The 17,492-nt window shown below is 45.5% G+C and carries 11 protein-coding genes and 1 pseudogene; 2 read left to right on the top strand and 10 right to left on the bottom strand.

Going from position 1 to position 17,492, the window contains the following annotated elements; genetic code table 11:
• Window positions 1–33: 33 nt before the first annotated feature.
• Both AACQ81_RS07150 and malM read left to right on the top strand, forming a co-directional pair.
• Entirely contained in the window at window positions 34–1,290 is a 1,257-nt protein-coding gene (locus tag AACQ81_RS07150; RefSeq protein ID WP_237386778.1) for a maltoporin, read from the top strand.
• The gene (malM, locus tag AACQ81_RS07145; RefSeq protein WP_237386777.1) at window positions 1,290–2,270 is read left to right on the top strand and encodes a maltose operon protein MalM; all 981 of its coding nucleotides are present in this window, start codon (window positions 1,290–1,292) and stop codon (window positions 2,268–2,270) included. The genes AACQ81_RS07150 and malM overlap by 1 nt, the downstream gene beginning before the upstream one ends.
• Before the next feature lie 489 nt (window positions 2,271–2,759).
• On the opposite strand, the gene AACQ81_RS07140 is transcribed toward malM, so the two are convergent.
• The 10 genes and pseudogenes from AACQ81_RS07140 to tuf form a co-directional block, all read right to left on the bottom strand.
• Window positions 2,760–4,055, bottom strand: coding sequence for a polysaccharide deacetylase family protein (locus AACQ81_RS07140; protein WP_443089536.1), 1,296 nt, complete (start codon window positions 4,053–4,055; stop codon window positions 2,760–2,762).
• Between the two features lie 89 nt (window positions 4,056–4,144).
• A complete protein-coding gene (gene rpoC / locus AACQ81_RS07135) occupies window positions 4,145–8,368 on the bottom strand; it encodes a DNA-directed RNA polymerase subunit beta' (protein ID WP_237386776.1) in 4,224 nt (1,407 codons plus the stop codon).
• A 283-nt stretch (window positions 8,369–8,651) separates the two neighbouring features.
• Window positions 8,652–12,680 carry a DNA-directed RNA polymerase subunit beta gene (gene rpoB / locus AACQ81_RS07130; RefSeq protein ID WP_237386775.1) on the bottom strand — a complete coding sequence of 1,343 codons (4,029 nt, stop codon included), beginning with the start codon at window positions 12,678–12,680 and terminating at the stop codon, window positions 8,652–8,654.
• 462 nt (window positions 12,681–13,142) lie between these two features.
• Complete coding sequence (gene rplL, locus AACQ81_RS07125; protein WP_237386774.1) at window positions 13,143–13,508, bottom strand: 50S ribosomal protein L7/L12; 366 nt, start codon at window positions 13,506–13,508, stop codon at window positions 13,143–13,145.
• A gap of 63 nt (window positions 13,509–13,571) precedes the next feature.
• Window positions 13,572–14,069: a 50S ribosomal protein L10 gene (rplJ, locus tag AACQ81_RS07120; protein WP_237386773.1), complete on the bottom strand. Its 498-nt coding sequence runs from the start codon at window positions 14,067–14,069 to the stop codon at window positions 13,572–13,574.
• Window positions 14,070–14,421: 352 nt separating this feature from the next.
• The gene (gene rplA, locus AACQ81_RS07115; RefSeq protein WP_237386772.1) at window positions 14,422–15,126 is read right to left on the bottom strand and encodes a 50S ribosomal protein L1; all 705 of its coding nucleotides are present in this window, start codon (window positions 15,124–15,126) and stop codon (window positions 14,422–14,424) included.
• Window positions 15,127–15,129: 3 nt separating this feature from the next.
• Complete coding sequence (gene rplK / locus AACQ81_RS07110; RefSeq protein ID WP_038237931.1) at window positions 15,130–15,558, bottom strand: 50S ribosomal protein L11; 429 nt, start codon at window positions 15,556–15,558, stop codon at window positions 15,130–15,132.
• A gap of 210 nt (window positions 15,559–15,768) precedes the next feature.
• Window positions 15,769–16,314, bottom strand: a complete 546-nt coding sequence (nusG, locus tag AACQ81_RS07105; RefSeq protein WP_092552027.1) for a transcription termination/antitermination protein NusG — start codon at window positions 16,312–16,314, stop codon at window positions 15,769–15,771.
• Window positions 16,315–16,316: 2 nt separating this feature from the next.
• A complete protein-coding gene (gene secE, locus AACQ81_RS07100) occupies window positions 16,317–16,700 on the bottom strand; it encodes a preprotein translocase subunit SecE (RefSeq protein ID WP_092552024.1) in 384 nt (127 codons plus the stop codon).
• Window positions 16,701–17,097: 397 nt separating this feature from the next.
• Window positions 17,098–17,492 (bottom strand): annotated as a pseudogene (gene tuf / locus AACQ81_RS07095) (elongation factor Tu); the annotation flags it as partial.

The raw sequence follows: 17,492 nt of genomic DNA, 5'->3' as shown, positions 1-17,492 counted from the left end.
TCTGCGGCTACCAAAAATAACAGGAGAATTATTATGCGTATACTGCCTATCTCATTGGCTATGTTCACTGGTTTATTATCCATACAGGCTGCTGCTGTAGATTTCCACGGCTATGCCCGTTCAGGCATTGGCTGGGCAAGCCGTGGTGGTGAACAGAAATGTACCCCGACCACGGGTGCCCAAAGTAAGTACCGCCTCGGCAACGAATGCGAGACCTACGCAGAACTTAAGTTAGGACAAGAATTATGGAAAGATGGTGACAAACGTTTCTACTTTGATACCAACTTAGCTTACTCGGTCGCTCAGGAAAAAGATTGGGAAACCACTAACCCTGCATTTCGTGAAGCTAACGTGCAAGCAACCAATATCATTGAATGGTTGCCTGGCGCAACAATGTGGGCTGGTAAACGTTTCTACCAGCGACACGATGTACATATGATCGATTTCTATTACTGGGATATTTCCGGTCCTGGCGCAGGTTTAGAAAATGTCGATCTCGGTTTTGGTAAGCTGTCCTTCGCTGTCACCCGTAATACAGAAGAAGGCGGTTCGTATGGTTGGATTGCAAGCGAACGTAAGCCGACTCCAACCTCAAATGATGTTTTCGATATACGGTTAGCCAACTTACCTGTCAATACTGGTGGTACACTGGAATTTGGTATTGATTATGGGCGTGCTAATGCACGCAAGGGATACCAGCTTGATAAAAAAGCCTCCAAAGACGGTGTGATGCTGACTGCCGAACATACTCAAAGCATGTTAGGTGGCTTCAATAAATTTGTCTTACAATACGCAACTGATGCGATGACCTCCAGCAACAATGGCCGCTCCGAAGGAGCCAGTGTCAATAATGACGGACATATGTTGCGCATTCTGAATCATGGCGCCATCAGTCTCACAAATAAATGGGATCTCATGTATGTTGCCATGTACCAGAATATTGACCGTGACAATAACAACGGCAGCACATGGTACACCGTTGGTGTCCGCCCAATGTATAAGTGGACACCCATAATGAGTACCTTGATGGAAGTTGGCTATGACAATGTGAAATCTCAACGTACCAAAGCCAACAATGATCAGTACAAAATTACTCTAGCTCAACAATGGCAAGCCGGCGACAGTATCTGGTCACGTCCTGCTATTCGTGTATTTGCTACTTATGCCAAATGGAATGAAAAGTGGGGTTATACCAACGGAGTAGCTTACCGTGATACAGCAGCACATCAATTCAGCCGTGGTAAAAATGACGAATTTACGTTTGGTGCCCAATTTGAGGCTTGGTGGTAATGAAAAAAAAATTACTTTCATTGTGTTACGGCGCTTTGCTTTGTAACCTAATTCCTACTGTAAGTTATGCTGCATCAGATACTGTAAAATCTGATACAGCAATAATTCATAGAACAGAATCTGGCGTAGAAACAATCAAAGATATTGCATCGGTTCTACCCCTGCCAACCTTACAAAGATTACAATGGCAGCCAATTAATACTTATGCCACACAGACTATTAGTCTCGATAGTTCATCACAACAACTTAATGATGGAAATATTCGTGGGGCAATAGCTACATTTGCTCTACCGACTAATCAAGGTTCATTGGAAGTCACACTAAATAGTTTGGTTAAGGATAAACAAGTATATTCGCCAAATGTTTTAATATTTGATGAACAACTACGCCCTGCTGCTTTTTACCCAAGCCATTATTTTCGCTATCAACAGCCGGGTATTATGTCCGTCGATAGACTGGAAGGCACATTAAAACTAACACCTGCATTGGGACAACAGAGAATTTATCTGCTGGTTTATACTACGCTTGCTGATTTAAAGACCTCGACACAAATGACCGACCCTGCTAAAGCCTATGCTCAAGGAGTCGGAAACGTAGTCCCCAATATTCCTGACCCCATCGCCCGCCATACAGAAACCGGGACTTTAGCTCTACAAGTTAAATCAGAACGTAATGCAGGCAATATATTGATTGGTCAAATATTTTCTACACCAGCACCAAAACCGCTCACTGTCGGCTCTACACAAACATTATCTGCACCTGTGATAACACCGGCTACAGTTACGTTGCAACCTGCTACTACCACAATTAAGCCTGTACTGAACGATACCGAACAGTATTTTAATGATGCCATTAAGAAGGCAATTAGCAATGGTGATATTGATAAGGCATTAAAATTTTTGGATGAAGCAGAACGCCTGGGTTCCCCAACTGCACGGGAAACTTTTATCAAGATGATAAAAAAACAAAAAATAGATTGAGTTACCAAATAATTATATTGTCGTTGTACTTCAATACGCATTCATTATCTCCCCGCGCTGCGGGGAGATAATAAGCAGTTTTCGTCTTACGAGCCGCAACTTGAAGTTTATAGGGTATAAAGAAATATTTAACTTAAGATCCCAGCGAAATAGGCTATTAAAAGACTTTCTTATTCAAATATCTTCTTATTTTTCCACGGAATTTAAAAACCAAACAAATAAAAATCAACAATAACAAGATATTGAAAATAAACTTAGGCATTATGAATAAAAATATAATACAGCATAAAACACCTATAGAAAGCAATGAAACAACAATATCCTTCATGGTAATCTCAAATATCTAGGCAAAAAACTTGATAATACACTTTATGAAGTCATAAAAAATTTCCAGCATTAATTCCAAGAAATCCATAATTTCCATCCTCAGAAAAAATTATCACATTAAGAGTGACCAATTATTATTTATCGACTAAATGATTTTATATCTTACATTCTATTATCAATCGGTTGCAAAGACATTGGATCTGGATTATTAGCAATCATTTTTGCCATTTTTTCAATGGGATCTGTCCGTAATATATATAAACGTTTCAAAGAAAATGGATTATCTCCCAGTTTTACTTTGCCTTGTATCGTAGTGACAGCTAAATGAAACCCAGCTTTTTCAGCAGCCTTCATTGCTTTTAGATTGTATCCACCAAAAGGATAAGAGAGATAAAGCACATGTGGATTAAATTGTGACAAGGCACGTCTCGAACGTTCAAAATCATATAAAATAGTATTACTTGACCGACTAAATAATATGGGCTGTTTCTCTTTTCCTAAACGATGCAGAAAATGAGTATGAGATTGGAAATCAAACACATCCTGCATAGCATATAATTCAGAAAGGCTAGTAAATTGTAAACTATCAGGATTCCATTTTTGTGGATAGCGTTTAATTCGGGATGAAATAATAAAGAATGTCGCTTTCTGGTTATTCTTTTTCAAAATGGGGTAAGCATAACGGTAAACGGATTTTAACCCATCATCGAAAGTCAAACCAACCACTTTTGCTGGTAAATTAATCGTACTATTTAAATAGCCCTCCAGTTCATACAATGAAATAGTCGTGTAACCTGCCTGTTTCAAGTAATCCATCTGCTCACGAAAAGCCGTCAGAGACGTCGTTGTTGAGGTGTGGCGAAAACGTTTATTCTCTTTATCACGAAGAATATGGTGATAAGTTAACAGAGGAACACCATTGTCTAGTTCAGCATCCCGATCACTAATGTAACCCAGTCGATCCCCGAAATTAATTTCATACCAAGTATGGTATGAATGATCACGTAATTTGTCTAAAACCGGGTAGCGGAGATTTCCCATCAAAACTGCAATTGGTTTGCTATCAGTTTCAGGTGTACTGTGGACTTGAGCTGCTTTAAAAATCACCAAATTTTGAGAGGCTTTCTTGTGAAGAATATCGAAGGGATCACTGGGAAATGCAGATTTCTTTATTCCCTTTAAATTTCCTTTGGCAATATAGCCACTACCATTACCAAAATGGAATTCATAATAATCACTTTCTTCTCCTGTTTCTTTAATAGCTTGTAAAATTTGTCCTTTTTTGATTACTCCAACCTCAATAACATGCTCACCTACCCAAGCATAGATTTCACTATCTCTTATCATCTCCATATAACGGTAGCTTGGCTGGCTATGATGTTGCGCTAAAACCGGATTGGAAAAACACATCAAAAACGGTAAGGAAACTATTGCAATAACATGAACGATTCGTCTCATTTTTATTTTTCATCCAAAAAAATGCCCTCTACTAAGAGAGGGCATTTCACGATTAGCTACACATATAGAGTATGCTACTCATCACGATATTACTCGTTATTGCTGCTACCGAAACCTGCATTCAACAATTCAGCAAGGTTTGCGGTTGCTTCATCAACGCTAACTTGTGGCGCTTCGGTCACTTCATTTTCGTGACGGCGGCGGATACGATCCTGATGGTAGGCATAACCTGTACCAGCAGGGATCAAACGACCAACAATGACGTTCTCTTTCAGGCCACGCAGCTCATCACGTTTACCTGCAACAGCAGCTTCAGTCAGTACGCGGGTTGTTTCCTGGAACGACGCCGCAGAGATGAAGGATTCTGTTGCCAGTGATGCTTTGGTAATACCCAACAGATCACGTTGGAAAGTCGCAGGTACTTTACCATCCTGCTCCAGCTTACGGTTCGCGACTTTAACTCGCGCGTATTCAACCTGCTCACCTTCAAGGAATTCAGAGCTACCCGCATTTGCGATAGTTGCTTTACGCAACATCTGACGAACGATAACTTCGATGTGTTTATCGTTAATCTTAACGCCTTGCAGACGGTAAACTTCCTGCACTTCGTTGGTGATGTAACGAGCAACCGCATGAACACCACGCAGGCGCAGAATGTCATGTGGAGACTCTGGGCCATCGGAGATAACATCACCGCGTTCAACAACCTCACCTTCGAACACGTTGAGCTGACGCCATTTAGGGATCATCTCTTCGTATGCGTCACTACCATCCAGCGGGCTGATCACCAGACGACGTTTACCTTTGGTTTCTTTACCGAAGGAAACGATACCGCTGATTTCTGCCAGAATAGCAGGTTCTTTCGGGCGACGAGCTTCGAACAAATCTGCAACGCGTGGCAGACCACCGGTGATATCTTTAGTACCGCCAGATTCCTGAGGAATACGTGCCAGCGTATCACCCGCAGAAATGGAGATGCCATCTTCCAGCTGAACAATCGCTTTACCCGGCAGGAAGTACTGAGCTGGCATATCTGTACCTGAGATCAGAACGTCGTTACCCTGAGCATCTACGATTTTCAGTGCCGGACGCAGGTCTTTACCACTACCGGTACGCTCTGCACTATCCAGAACCACCAGTGAAGATAGGCCGGTCAATTCGTCCGTCTGACGGGTAATGGTCTGGCCATCAACCATGTCGTAGAACTGGATGATACCGGACACTTCACTCACGACTGGCATGGTATGTGGATCCCAGTTTGCAACGGTTTCACCGCCGGTTACTGCCTCACCATCACCTTTCGCCAATACCGAGCCGTAAGGCACTTTATAGCTTTCTTTCGTACGACCGAAATCATCGATCAGGCGCAATTCGGTATTACGGGAAGTAATAACCAGTTTGCCTGCTGAGTTCGTCACGAATTTCGCGTTGCTCAGTTTCAAATGACCTTTGTTGCGTACCTGAATGCTGGATTCTGCTGCCGCACGAGATGCCGCACCACCGATGTGGAACGTACGCATCGTCAGCTGTGTACCCGGCTCACCGATTGACTGTGCCGCGATAACACCAACAGCTTCACCTTTGTTGATTCGGTGACCACGAGCAAGGTCACGACCGTAACAGTTCGCACAAACACCGAAGTCAGTTTCACAGCTTACTACAGAACGTACTTTCACACTGTCAACGGAGTTTTCTTCTAACAGATCACACCATTTTTCGTTCAGCAGAGTATTACGCTCTACCAGAATGTCCGCAGTGCCTGGTTTCAGAACATCTTCAGCCGTTACACGACCCAATACGCGCTCACGCAGTGGTTCTTTAACATCACCACCTTCGATAACCGGAGTCATCAGGATACCGTTGTGAGTACCACAGTCATCTTCAGTCACGACCAAGTCTTGGGCAACATCAACCAGACGACGGGTCAGGTAACCGGAGTTCGCGGTTTTCAATGCCGTATCCGCAAGACCTTTACGAGCACCGTGGGTTGAGATGAAGTACTGGAGTACGTTCAAACCTTCACGGAAGTTCGCGGTGATTGGTGTTTCGATGATCGAACCATCTGGAGTTGCCATCAAGCCACGCATACCCGCCAACTGACGAATCTGAGCAGCAGAACCACGCGCACCGGAATCGGCCATCATAAAGATGTTGTTGAAAGAAACCTGCTGTTCTTCTTCGCCGTTACGGTTAATAACAGTTTCAGTAGACAGATTTTCCATCATCGCTTTAGCAACACGTTCGTTCGCCGCAGCCCAGATATCGATAACCTTGTTATAACGTTCGCCAGCAGTTACCAAACCAGACTGGAACTGTTCCTGAATTTCGGCCACTTCAGCTTCCGCTTCAGCAATGATGCCTTCTTTCTTCTCAGGAATAACCATGTCATCGATACCTACAGACACCCCTGAACGGGCAGCATAAGCAAAACCGGTATACATGGTCTGGTCAGCTAAGATAACTGTTGGTTTCAGGCCCAGTATGCGGTAACAGGTATTCAGCATTCTGGAAATTGCTTTTTTACCCAGCGCCTGGTTAATCAGTGAATATGGCAGACCTCTCGGTACGATCATCCACAGGATGGCACGACCGATAGTGGTATCAACCAAACCTGTATTAACAGTAACATTGCCTTCGCCATCTCTCACTTCTTCAGTGATACGAACTTTAACGCGAGCGTGCAGAGAAGCCAGACCTGCGCGGTAAACACGCTCTGCTTCTTTAGGCCCACTCAGAACCATGCCTTCGCCTTTCGCGTTAACACAGTCACGGGTCATATAGTACAAACCCAATACAACGTCCTGAGATGGAACGATGATTGGTTCACCGCTCGCTGGAGACAGGATGTTGTTGGTAGACATCATCAACGCACGCGCTTCCAACTGGGCTTCCAGTGTCAACGGTACGTGAACAGCCATCTGGTCACCATCGAAGTCGGCGTTATACGCCGCACACACCAATGGGTGCAACTGGATAGCCTTACCTTCGATCAGAACAGGTTCAAATGCCTGAATACCCAAACGGTGAAGGGTAGGTGCACGGTTCAGCAGAACCGGGTGCTCACGGATCACTTCATCCAGGATATCCCATACAACGGCTTCTTCACGCTCAACCATTTTCTTGGCTGCTTTGATGGTAGTCGCTAGACCACGCAATTCCAGCTTGCCGTAAATGAATGGCTTGAACAGCTCCAGAGCCATCTTCTTAGGAAGACCACACTGATGCAGACGCAGGTATGGACCTACGGTAATTACAGAACGACCTGAGTAGTCAACACGTTTACCCAGAAGGTTCTGACGGAAACGACCTTGTTTACCCTTGATCATGTCAGCCAAGGATTTCAGAGGACGTTTGTTGGAACCGGTAATTGCACGACCGCGACGGCCGTTGTCCAGCAGCGCATCAACCGCTTCCTGCAACATACGTTTTTCGTTACGTACGATGATGTCTGGCGCAGCCAGATCCAGCAGGCGTTTCAGACGGTTATTACGGTTAATAACTCGACGATACAGATCGTTCAGGTCTGAAGTTGCGAAACGACCGCCATCCAGTGGAACCAGTGGACGCAGATCCGGTGGCAGAACTGGCAGAACGGTCAGAACCATCCACTCTGGCTTGTTACCAGACTGAATGAAAGCTTCCAGCAGTTTAATACGCTTGGTCAGCTTCTTGCGCTTGGTTTCAGAGTTGGTTTCGTTCAACTCTTCACGCAGGGTTTCACACTCGTTTTCCAGATCCATGTTTTTCAGCAAAGACTGGATCGCTTCTGCGCCCATTTTTGCGTCAAATTCATCACCGAACTCTTCCAACGCATCCAGATACTGTTCTTCAGTCAGGATCTGTCTACGCTCAAGATTGGTCATGCCGCCTTCAACAACCACATAGGATTCGAAGTACAATACGCGTTCAATATCGCGCAGAGGCATATCCAGCAATAAACCGATGCGGGATGGCAGAGATTTCAGGAACCAAATGTGAGCGGTTGGAGATGCCAGCTCGATGTGACCCATACGTTCACGACGAACTTTAGTCTGGGTGACTTCAACGCCACATTTCTCACAAATCACACCACGGTGTTTTAAACGCTTATATTTACCACACAAGCATTCATAATCTTTTACTGGCCCGAAAATACGTGCGCAGAAAAGACCGTCACGCTCAGGCTTGAACGTACGGTAGTTAATAGTTTCCGGCTTTTTTACTTCCCCGAATGACCATGAACGGATCATATCTGGAGAGGCCAGAGCAATTTTGATCGCATCAAACTCTTCGGTCTTAGTTTGCGCTTTCAGAAACTTCAATAAGTCTTTCACGAAATAGCTCCTGTCGGAGTTAGACCTGTTAGGTGAGTGGCCCATGCCACTCACCTCTATAACCAGTATACCCTTCGTCTTTCAAGTTGCAGCTTTATTGGCTGCGCTTACTCACCCCTGTCACATAGTTATTATGCTCCAGGGGATTAATGAAAGGCTCCAGCCTTTCACCGGAGGCCAGCCTTTGGCTGGGCAAATTCGTTCCCGACGAATTTGTCATTCCCTTGCCGTCGCGCTGCATCTTGAAATCCATTGGGTATATAATCACTGGCGGGAAAACGGTTTATTCGTCTTCCAGCTCGATGTTGATACCCAACGAACGGATTTCTTTCAGCAATACGTTGAAAGATTCCGGCATGCCTGGTTCCATCTGGTGGTTACCATCCACGATGTTTTTATACATCTTGGTACGACCGTTAACATCGTCGGATTTAACTGTGAGCATTTCTTGCAGGGTGTACGCAGCACCGTATGCTTCCAATGCCCACACTTCCATCTCACCGAAGCGCTGACCACCGAACTGTGCCTTACCACCCAGCGGCTGCTGAGTAACCAGACTGTAAGAACCGGTAGAACGGGCGTGCATCTTGTCATCAACCAAGTGGTTCAATTTCAGCATGTACATGTAACCAACAGTTACTTGACGCTCAAATTGTTCACCGGTGCGACCATCAAACAGTGTGATCTGACCAGAAGTCGGCAAGCCACCCAATTTCAACAGCTCTTTAATTTCGGTTTCTTTCGCACCGTCAAAGACTGGCGTTGCAATTGGCATACCTTTTTTCAGGTTTTCTGCCAAACGCATCACTTCTTCGTCGGTGAAAGTGCTCAAATCAACTTTCTGACGAGTATCGTCACCCAAATCATAAGCTTTCTGGATGAATTCACGCAGTTTGGCAACTTCTTGCTGCTGTTTCAGCATCGCATTGATCTTGTCACCAATGCCTTTTGCCGCCATACCCAAGTGAGTTTCCAGAATCTGACCGATGTTCATACGTGATGGTACGCCCAGCGGGTTCAATACGATGTCTACCGCTGTTCCGTTTTCATCGTAAGGCATGTCTTCGATCGGGTTAATTTTGGAGATAACACCCTTGTTACCGTGACGACCCGCCATCTTGTCACCAGGCTGGATCTGACGTTTCACAGCCAGATACACTTTGACAATTTTCAGTACGCCTGGTGCCAAATCATCGCCTTGTGTGATCTTACGGCGTTTAGCATCCAGTTTTTTCTCGAACTCTGCTTTCAGTTCGTCATACTGTTCTGCCAGCTGCTCCAGCTGATTTTGTTTTTCTTCATCAGCCAGGCCCAGCTCCAACCAGCGTCCACGAGGCAGCTTATTGAGTTTTTCCGCTTCAACCCCACCGGAAACCAGCACGGAGTTAATACGGGCAAACAGACCAGCTTCGAAAATTTGCAGTTCTTCCGTCAGATCTTTTTTCGCCTGACGCAGCTGCATCTCTTCGATTTCCAACGCACGCTTATCTTTCTCTACGCCATCACGGGTAAAGACCTGTACGTCAATAACCGTACCGGAAACACCGTTTGGTACGCGCAGTGAAGAATCTTTCACATCAGATGCTTTCTCACCGAAGATCGCACGCAGCAGTTTTTCTTCTGGTGTCAGCTGAGTTTCGCCTTTCGGTGTCACTTTACCAACCAGAATGTCGCCGCCTTTCACTTCCGCACCGATATAAACGATACCGGACTCGTCCAGCTTAGACAGTGCAGCTTCACCCACGTTAGGGATGTCGGCTGTGATCTCTTCTGGTCCCAGTTTGGTGTCACGAGACACACAAGCCAGTTCCTGAATGTGAATAGTGGTGAAACGGTCTTCCTGAACAACACGCTCAGATACGAGGATGGAGTCTTCGAAGTTATAACCATTCCATGGCATGAATGCCACGCGCATGTTCTGACCCAGTGCCAGCTCACCTAAATCGGTAGATGGACCATCAGCCAGTACGTCACCACGCTCTACCAATTCGCCCAGAGAAACACATGGCATCTGATTGATGCAGGTGTTCTGGTTAGAACGGGTATATTTGGTCAGGTTGTAGATATCAATGCCCGCTTCACCCGCGTACATTTCATCTTCGTTAACCTTGATTACAATACGGGATGCGTCAACGTACTGAACCACACCACCACGTTTAGCAACAGAGGTTACACCGGAGTCAACCGCTACTGCACGTTCCATTCCTGTACCAACCAACGGCTTGTCAGCGCGCAGAGTCGGGACTGCCTGACGTTGCATGTTCGCACCCATCAAGGCACGGTTGGCGTCATCGTGTTCAAGGAATGGGATCAAGGAAGCACCAACAGACACGATCTGTTGTGTCGAAACGTCCATGTACTGGACTTGATCACGGTTGAACAAGCTGGATTCATCGTAATGACGGCAAGTGACCAATTCTTCTACGAAGTGGCCTTCTTCATCCAATACAGAGTTAGCCTGTGCAATAACATAGTTACCTTCTTCGATCGCAGACAGGTAGTGAATTTCATCGGTCACTACACCATCACGAACTAAACGGTAAGGGGTTTCAAGGAAACCGTACTCATTGGTACGCGCATAAACGGACAATGAGTTAATCAGACCGATGTTCGGACCTTCAGGCGTTTCGATTGGACATACACGACCATAGTGGGTTGGGTGTACGTCTCGAACTTCAAAGCCTGCACGCTCACGGGTCAGACCGCCTGGACCCAACGCAGAAATACGGCGTTTATGGGTAATTTCAGACAGTGGGTTGTTCTGATCCATGAACTGGGACAACTGACTGGAACCAAAGAACTCTTTCACCGCCGCAGAAATCGGTTTCGCGTTGATCATGTCTTGTGGCATCAAAGTATCCAGATCGCCCAGAGACAGACGCTCTTTCACTGCACGCTCAACACGTACCAGACCAACACGGAACTGGTTTTCAGCCATTTCGCCAACGGAACGGATACGACGGTTGCCCAAATGGTCGATATCGTCGACTTCACCTTTACCGTTACGGATATCGATGAGCTTCTTCATCACGTCAATGATGTCTTCTTTGCTCAGGATACCGGAACCTTCAACCTCTTCACGATCCAGTGAACGGTTGAATTTCATGCGGCCAACCGCAGACAGATCGTAACGATCTTCAGAGAAGAACAGATTCTCAAACAGATTCTCTGCAGCTTCACGTGTCGGTGGTTCACCCGGACGCATCATACGATAGATTTCAACCAGTGCGCTCAGGCGATCATTGGTTGAGTCAATACGCAGAGTTTCGGAAATGTATGCACCGTGATCCAGATCGTTGGTAAACAGGGTCTCGATAGATTTGTGACCAGACTGACTAAGACGCGCCAGCAGATCCAAAGAGAGTTCCATGTTAGCAGCACAGATGATTTCACCTGTGTTCTGGTCGATGTAATCTTTTGCTACAACCTTACCAGCGATATATTCAACAGGTACCTCAATGCAGTTTACCTGATCTTTTTCTAACTGGCGGATATGACGAGCGGTAATACGGCGGCCTTTTTCAACATAGACCTTGCCATTTGCTTCGATATCAAATGAAGCGGTCTCGCCACGCAGACGTTCTGGAACCAGAGTCATCTGCAATTTGTTGTCGCGAATTTCGAAAACGGTTTTGTTGAAGAACAGGTTCAGGATTTCTTCAGTGGAGTAACTCATCGCACGCAAAATAATCGAAGCCGGTAATTTACGACGGCGGTCGATACGTACAAACAAGTTATCTTTTGGATCAAATTCGAAATCTAACCATGAACCACGGTAAGGGATGATACGTGCGTTATACAGTACCTTACCGGATGAATGGGTTTTACCCTTATCACTGTCAAAGAAAACGCCTGGGCTACGATGCAACTGAGATACGATAACGCGCTCAGTACCGTTGATAACGAAAGTCCCGTTATCAGTCATGAGTGGAATTTCACCCATGTAGACTTCTTGCTCTTTGATGTCTTTGACTGTGCCTTCTGGCGCTTCGCGCTCATAGATCACCAGACGCAGTTTAACGCGCAGCGGTGCGGAATAAGTAACACCACGGATCTGACACTCTTGAACATCAAAAACAGGCTCGCCAAGACGGTAGCTTACATATTGCAGCTCTGAATTGCCGCTATAGCTCTGAATTGGGAACACAGAACGGAAGGCCGCTTCAAGTCCATTCTGGCCTTCAGGATCTTGCTCGATAAACTTCTGGAACGAGTCAAGTTGGATAGAAAGAAGGTATGGAACATCCAAAACTTGTGGACGTTTACCAAAATCCTTACGAATACGTTTTTTCTCGGTATAGGAGTAAACCATAGGGTTCCTCAGCTCGCTGATAAGTGACCCACTCTGCCCGCCCTTAAGGACAGCTCTCTGCAACACTATTTTTTCGAACAGAAAATAGAATATTTTCCGTAACACTCATTGCCATTACTCTTAAATCATTTCATTGCGTTACCTGACTACCGAGCTACCCGAGTGGATCGTAGCTGAGAACGCAGTATATTAAGTCGTCAATAGAAAGAAGTATTCTGGGTTCATTAACAGCTAAACAGTGTGAAATGCTGTTAACTCCCTACATAATGCCTTTCAGGTTATATTGCTTTCAGGCAATATATCTATGCAGGCAATATGATTTGGCTTTCAGACAATGCTGTTAAAACAAGGCCATTAACCACAAACCTTACAAACAATGTCCTTACAGCACAAAAAGGCTGGCGATTAAAAAATCGCCAGCCGCCAGCCTTAACAAATCAGGCTGCGAACTTCAAACTGATCTTACTTGATCTCAACAGAAGCACCTGCTTCTTCCAGAGATTTTTTCAGAGCTTCAGCGTCATCTTTGCTGATACCTTCTTTCAGTGTTGCTGGTGCGCTTTCAACCAGGTCTTTAGCTTCTTTCAGACCCAGGCCAGTTGCGCCGCGTACTGCTTTGATTACAGCAACTTTGTTAGCACCGATGCCAGTCAGGATTACGTCGAATTCAGTTTTTTCTTCAACTGCTTCAGCAGCACCACCAACTACAGCAACAGCTGCAGCAGCAGAAACGCCGAATTTTTCTTCCATCATGCTGATCAGTTCAACAACGTCCATTACAGACATTTCTGCAACTGCGTCCAGAATTTGTTCTTTAGTGATAGACATAACAAGTGTTCCTAAAATTCAGAAAAAGTTTATACGTTAAAAAGCAACGAAGGAAATAGCCAATTAAGCTGCTTCTTTCTGATCGCGTAGCGCAGCCAGAGTGCGAACCAGTTTGCCTGCGGAGGCTTCTTTCATGGTTGCCATCAGGCGTGCAATTGCTTCATCGTAAGTTGGGAGTGTCGCCAGACGATCGATATTTGATCCTGGGATAAACTCACCTTCAAAGGCTGCCGCTTTAATCTCGAATGCTGGATTCGCTTTCGCGAAATCTTTGAACAGACGAGCAGCTGCGCCCGGATGTTCAGAAGAGAAAGCAATCAAGGTTGGACCAACAAACGCTTCTTTCAGGCACTCATATTCAGTACCTTCAACAGCACGACGCAGCAGGGTATTACGTACAACACGTACGCTAACACCAGCTTCACGGCATGCTTTACGCAGTTCAGTCATTTTATCTACAGTAACGCCGCGAGAATCCGCAACAACCGCAGACAGCGCGCCTTTGGCTACTTCGCTGACTTCAGCAACAATCGCTTGTTTGTCTTGAAGATTTAGTGCCATTAGCTTCTTGCTCCTGGATTAACCGGGAAAACCCGGAACTCACTTCACTCAAAGCACAGGATGTGCCTGAGCGCTAAAACACGGTGAGCAGAATCCAGAAAATAAATTTCATTTGGCTCTGTCACCGTCTACGCAGGATATTAAGTAAGTAATTTATTTCTACGTACTTACGCCTGCGGTCTTGGACGGGGCTTGGATTAAGGCCAAGCTCCAACCGAAAACTTGTTATTTGCCGATAGCCCCTTATTTTTCAAAGGTGATGTGTCATTAAACACACAATCAGGCAAATTTTAAGCGTCAGATTTTAGACAAATCTGACGCTAAGGTAAAGCGTTATCTCAGCTTATAATGATTAAGCTGCTGATGCGTTCAGACCAGACTGGTCGATCGCAACACCTGCACCCATGGTAGTGGACAGGCTAACTTTCTTAATGTAAACGCCTTTAGCAGAAGATGGCTTGGCTTTTTTCAGCGCAACCAACAGAGCTTCCAGGTTTTCTTGCAGTTTGTCAGCGTCGAAGTCAACTTTACCGATGGTGGTGTGGATGATACCGTTCTTGTCGTTACGGTAACGAACCTGACCAGCTTTAGCGTTTTGTACCGCTTCAGCAACGTTAGGAGTTACAGTACCAACTTTAGGGTTTGGCATCAGGCCACGTGGACCCAGGATTTGGCCCAGCTGACCAACAACGCGCATTGCATCTGGAGATGCGATAACTACGTCGAAGTTCATCTCGCCTTTCTTAATCTGTTCAGCCAGATCTTCCATACCTACCAGTTCTGCGCCAGCAGCTTTAGCCGCTTCAGCGTTTGCACCCTGAGTAAATACAGCAACACGTACTGAACGACCGGTACCGTGTGGCAACACAGTTGCACCACGAACGTTTTGGTCAGATTTACGAGCATCGATGCCAAGATTAACAGCTACGTCAACGCTTTCTACAAATTTAGCGGTAGCAAGTTCTTTCAGCAGGGCAACAGCTTCGTTGATGTCATATTGTTTAGTTGCATCAACTTTTTCACGGATAGTGCGCATGCGCTTAGTCAGTTTAGCCATTGATTAACCCTCCACTACCAGACCCATGGAACGAGCAGTACCTTCGATTGAACGCATCATCGCGTCAACATCAGCACCAGTCATATCCGCAGCTTTAGTTTCAGCAATCTCACGAATCTGAGCGCTGGTTACTTTACCAACTTTGTCTTTGTTCGGCTTGCCGGAACCAGACTTGACACCCGCTGCTTTTTTCAGCAGAACTGCCGCTGGTGGGGTTTTGGTAACGAAAGTGAAAGAACGGTCCGCATAAACAGTAATAACAACTGGAATTGGCAGGCCTTTTTCAATGCTTTCAGTTTTAGCATTGAACGCTTTACAGAATTCCATGATGTTAACACCCTGCTGACCCAGTGCTGGGCCAACTGGTGGGCTTGGGTTAGCCATACCAGCTGCAACTTGCAGCTTGACGTAGGCTTGTACTTTCTTAGCCATCTTATTTCCTCTATATGGGTCTTATCGCCTCAAAGCGAGGCTCCCCTGACAATTTAGGCCCCGTCTATAAAGACCAGACCACTTAAAACTTTTACCTAAGTTATCTAGAAAACATGATTAAAAAATAATGCCTAGATAAAAACAAAAGGCGCGAAATTGTATGCTAATTTCACACCCTTTGCAAGTGAGCTTGTTTGATTTATCGTCAGATTAAACTTTCTCTACCTGACTAAAGTCCAGCTCAACAGGCGTAGCACGACCAAAGATAGAAACCGATACTTTCAAACGGCTCTTCTCGTAATCGACTTCTTCTACCACACCATTGAAGTCTGCAAATGGACCATCGCTGACTCGAACCATTTCGCCTGGCTCGAACAGAGTTTTTGGCCGTGGTTTATCACCAACTTGCTGAAGACGATCCATAATCGCATCAACTTCTTTATCGCTAATTGGTGCCGGGCGGTCAGACGTGCCACCGATAAAACCCATTACGCGAGGTACACTACGAACCAGATGCCAAGTTGCATCGTTCATTACCATTTGTACCAAAACATAACCAGGGAAGAATTTACGCTCGCTTTTACGGCGTTGGCCACTGCGGATCTCAACCACTTCTTCTGTCGGCACCATTACTTCGCCGAAAGAATCTTCCATATCTTGTAATTTGATATGCTCACGCAGAGATTGCGCAACACGACCTTCAAACCCAGAAAATGCCTGTATGACATACCAACGCTTTTTTGGGGATTCAGACATTTTTAAAACCTCAGGCCTGTAATAAATGAAACTAAACGCACCAGAATACCGTCCAGTCCCCATAAGATCAGAGACATGACAGCGGTTACAGCTGCAACAATCAAAGTCGTATGCAGAGCTTCCTGGCGAGTTGGCCAAATGACTTTACGCATTTCAATGCGGGCTTCACGGGCAAATGCTAATGCAGCTTTACCTTTCACTGTCCACAATGCAACTGCTCCTGCAAAGGCAGCAATAGCCACAACGGCTATCGCACGCAGAGGCAGGTTATACTCTCGGTAATAATAATTACCCACTATAGCAGCTACCAGCAGCACAGCTACCAATAGCCATTTTGCTATATCAAGACCACGCCCGCTTTCTTGAGCATCGCTATTCGCACTCATAAACCAACCTGTAACTATATGTAAGTAACTATGATGTAAATAGATAGCCAGCTTGCCTCGCAAGAGCAAAACAAATCAGACCGAACCCAAAGATAATTGTAATTGTATCTGACTCGGCGCCATAATTCAGCAGGACTTTTATACTCTTCGTCTTTTCAGTTGCAGCTTTGTCGGCTGCCTCTTGAAATCCCTTGAGTATATATCTCAGCGATATCAAATCCCATCCGTTGTATCAAGAGCCTATCTCACCAACAATTAAGGATAACTGTCAAACGGCGATTTGTCTGCCATCGGAGAGTGATTTAATGAACAACTATTGATGAGATAGGTTCTTCTTAAGACAACGTATAAAAAGGGCATCTATCGATGCCCTTCCAAAATGAACACATTAAAAAAATTATGCGATCACTTTAGCAACAACACCAGCACCTACAGTACGACCGCCTTCACGGATTGCAAAACGCAGACCTTCGTCCATTGCGATTGGTGCAATCAGGGTCACAATCATGTTGATGTTGTCACCTGGCATGACCATCTCTACGCCTTCTGGCAGTTCGATAGTACCGGTTACGTCAGTTGTACGGAAGTAGAACTGTGGACGGTAACCTTTGAAGAATGGAGTATGACGGCCACCTTCATCTTTGCTCAGGATATAAACTTCTGACTCGAAAGTTGTGTGTGGCTTGATTGAACCTGGTTTAGCCAATACTTGACCACGTTCGATTTCGTCACGCTTAGTCCCACGCAGCAGAACACCTACGTTCTCACCTGCACGGCCTTCGTCCAGCAGTT

This window comes from Xenorhabdus sp. Sc-CR9 (assembly GCF_963897815.1).
In the GTDB taxonomy this organism is placed as follows: Bacteria; Pseudomonadota; Gammaproteobacteria; order Enterobacterales; family Enterobacteriaceae; genus Xenorhabdus.
Note: the sequence above shows the minus strand (reverse complement) of the source record. Positions and strands in the feature narration are given on the sequence as shown.

Bases quoted from the DNA above. Each gene is read 5' to 3' on its own strand.
- AACQ81_RS07150 (WP_237386778.1), top strand. From the start codon at position 34: ATGCGTATACTGCCTATCTCATTGGCTATGTTCACTGGTTTATTATCC.
- malM (WP_237386777.1), top strand. From the start codon at position 1,290: ATGAAAAAAAAATTACTTTCATTGTGTTACGGCGCTTTGCTTTGTAAC.
- AACQ81_RS07140 (WP_443089536.1), bottom strand. From the start codon at position 4,055: ATGAGACGAATCGTTCATGTTATTGCAATAGTTTCCTTACCGTTTTTG.
- rpoB (WP_237386775.1), bottom strand. From the start codon at position 12,680: ATGGTTTACTCCTATACCGAGAAAAAACGTATTCGTAAGGATTTTGGT.
- rplL (WP_237386774.1), bottom strand. From the start codon at position 13,508: ATGTCTATCACTAAAGAACAAATTCTGGACGCAGTTGCAGAAATGTCT.
- rplJ (WP_237386773.1), bottom strand. From the start codon at position 14,069: ATGGCACTAAATCTTCAAGACAAACAAGCGATTGTTGCTGAAGTCAGC.
- rplA (WP_237386772.1), bottom strand. From the start codon at position 15,126: ATGGCTAAACTGACTAAGCGCATGCGCACTATCCGTGAAAAAGTTGAT.
- rplK (WP_038237931.1), bottom strand. From the start codon at position 15,558: ATGGCTAAGAAAGTACAAGCCTACGTCAAGCTGCAAGTTGCAGCTGGT.
- nusG (WP_092552027.1), bottom strand. From the start codon at position 16,314: ATGTCTGAATCCCCAAAAAAGCGTTGGTATGTCATACAGGCATTTTCT.
- secE (WP_092552024.1), bottom strand. From the start codon at position 16,700: ATGAGTGCGAATAGCGATGCTCAAGAAAGCGGGCGTGGTCTTGATATA.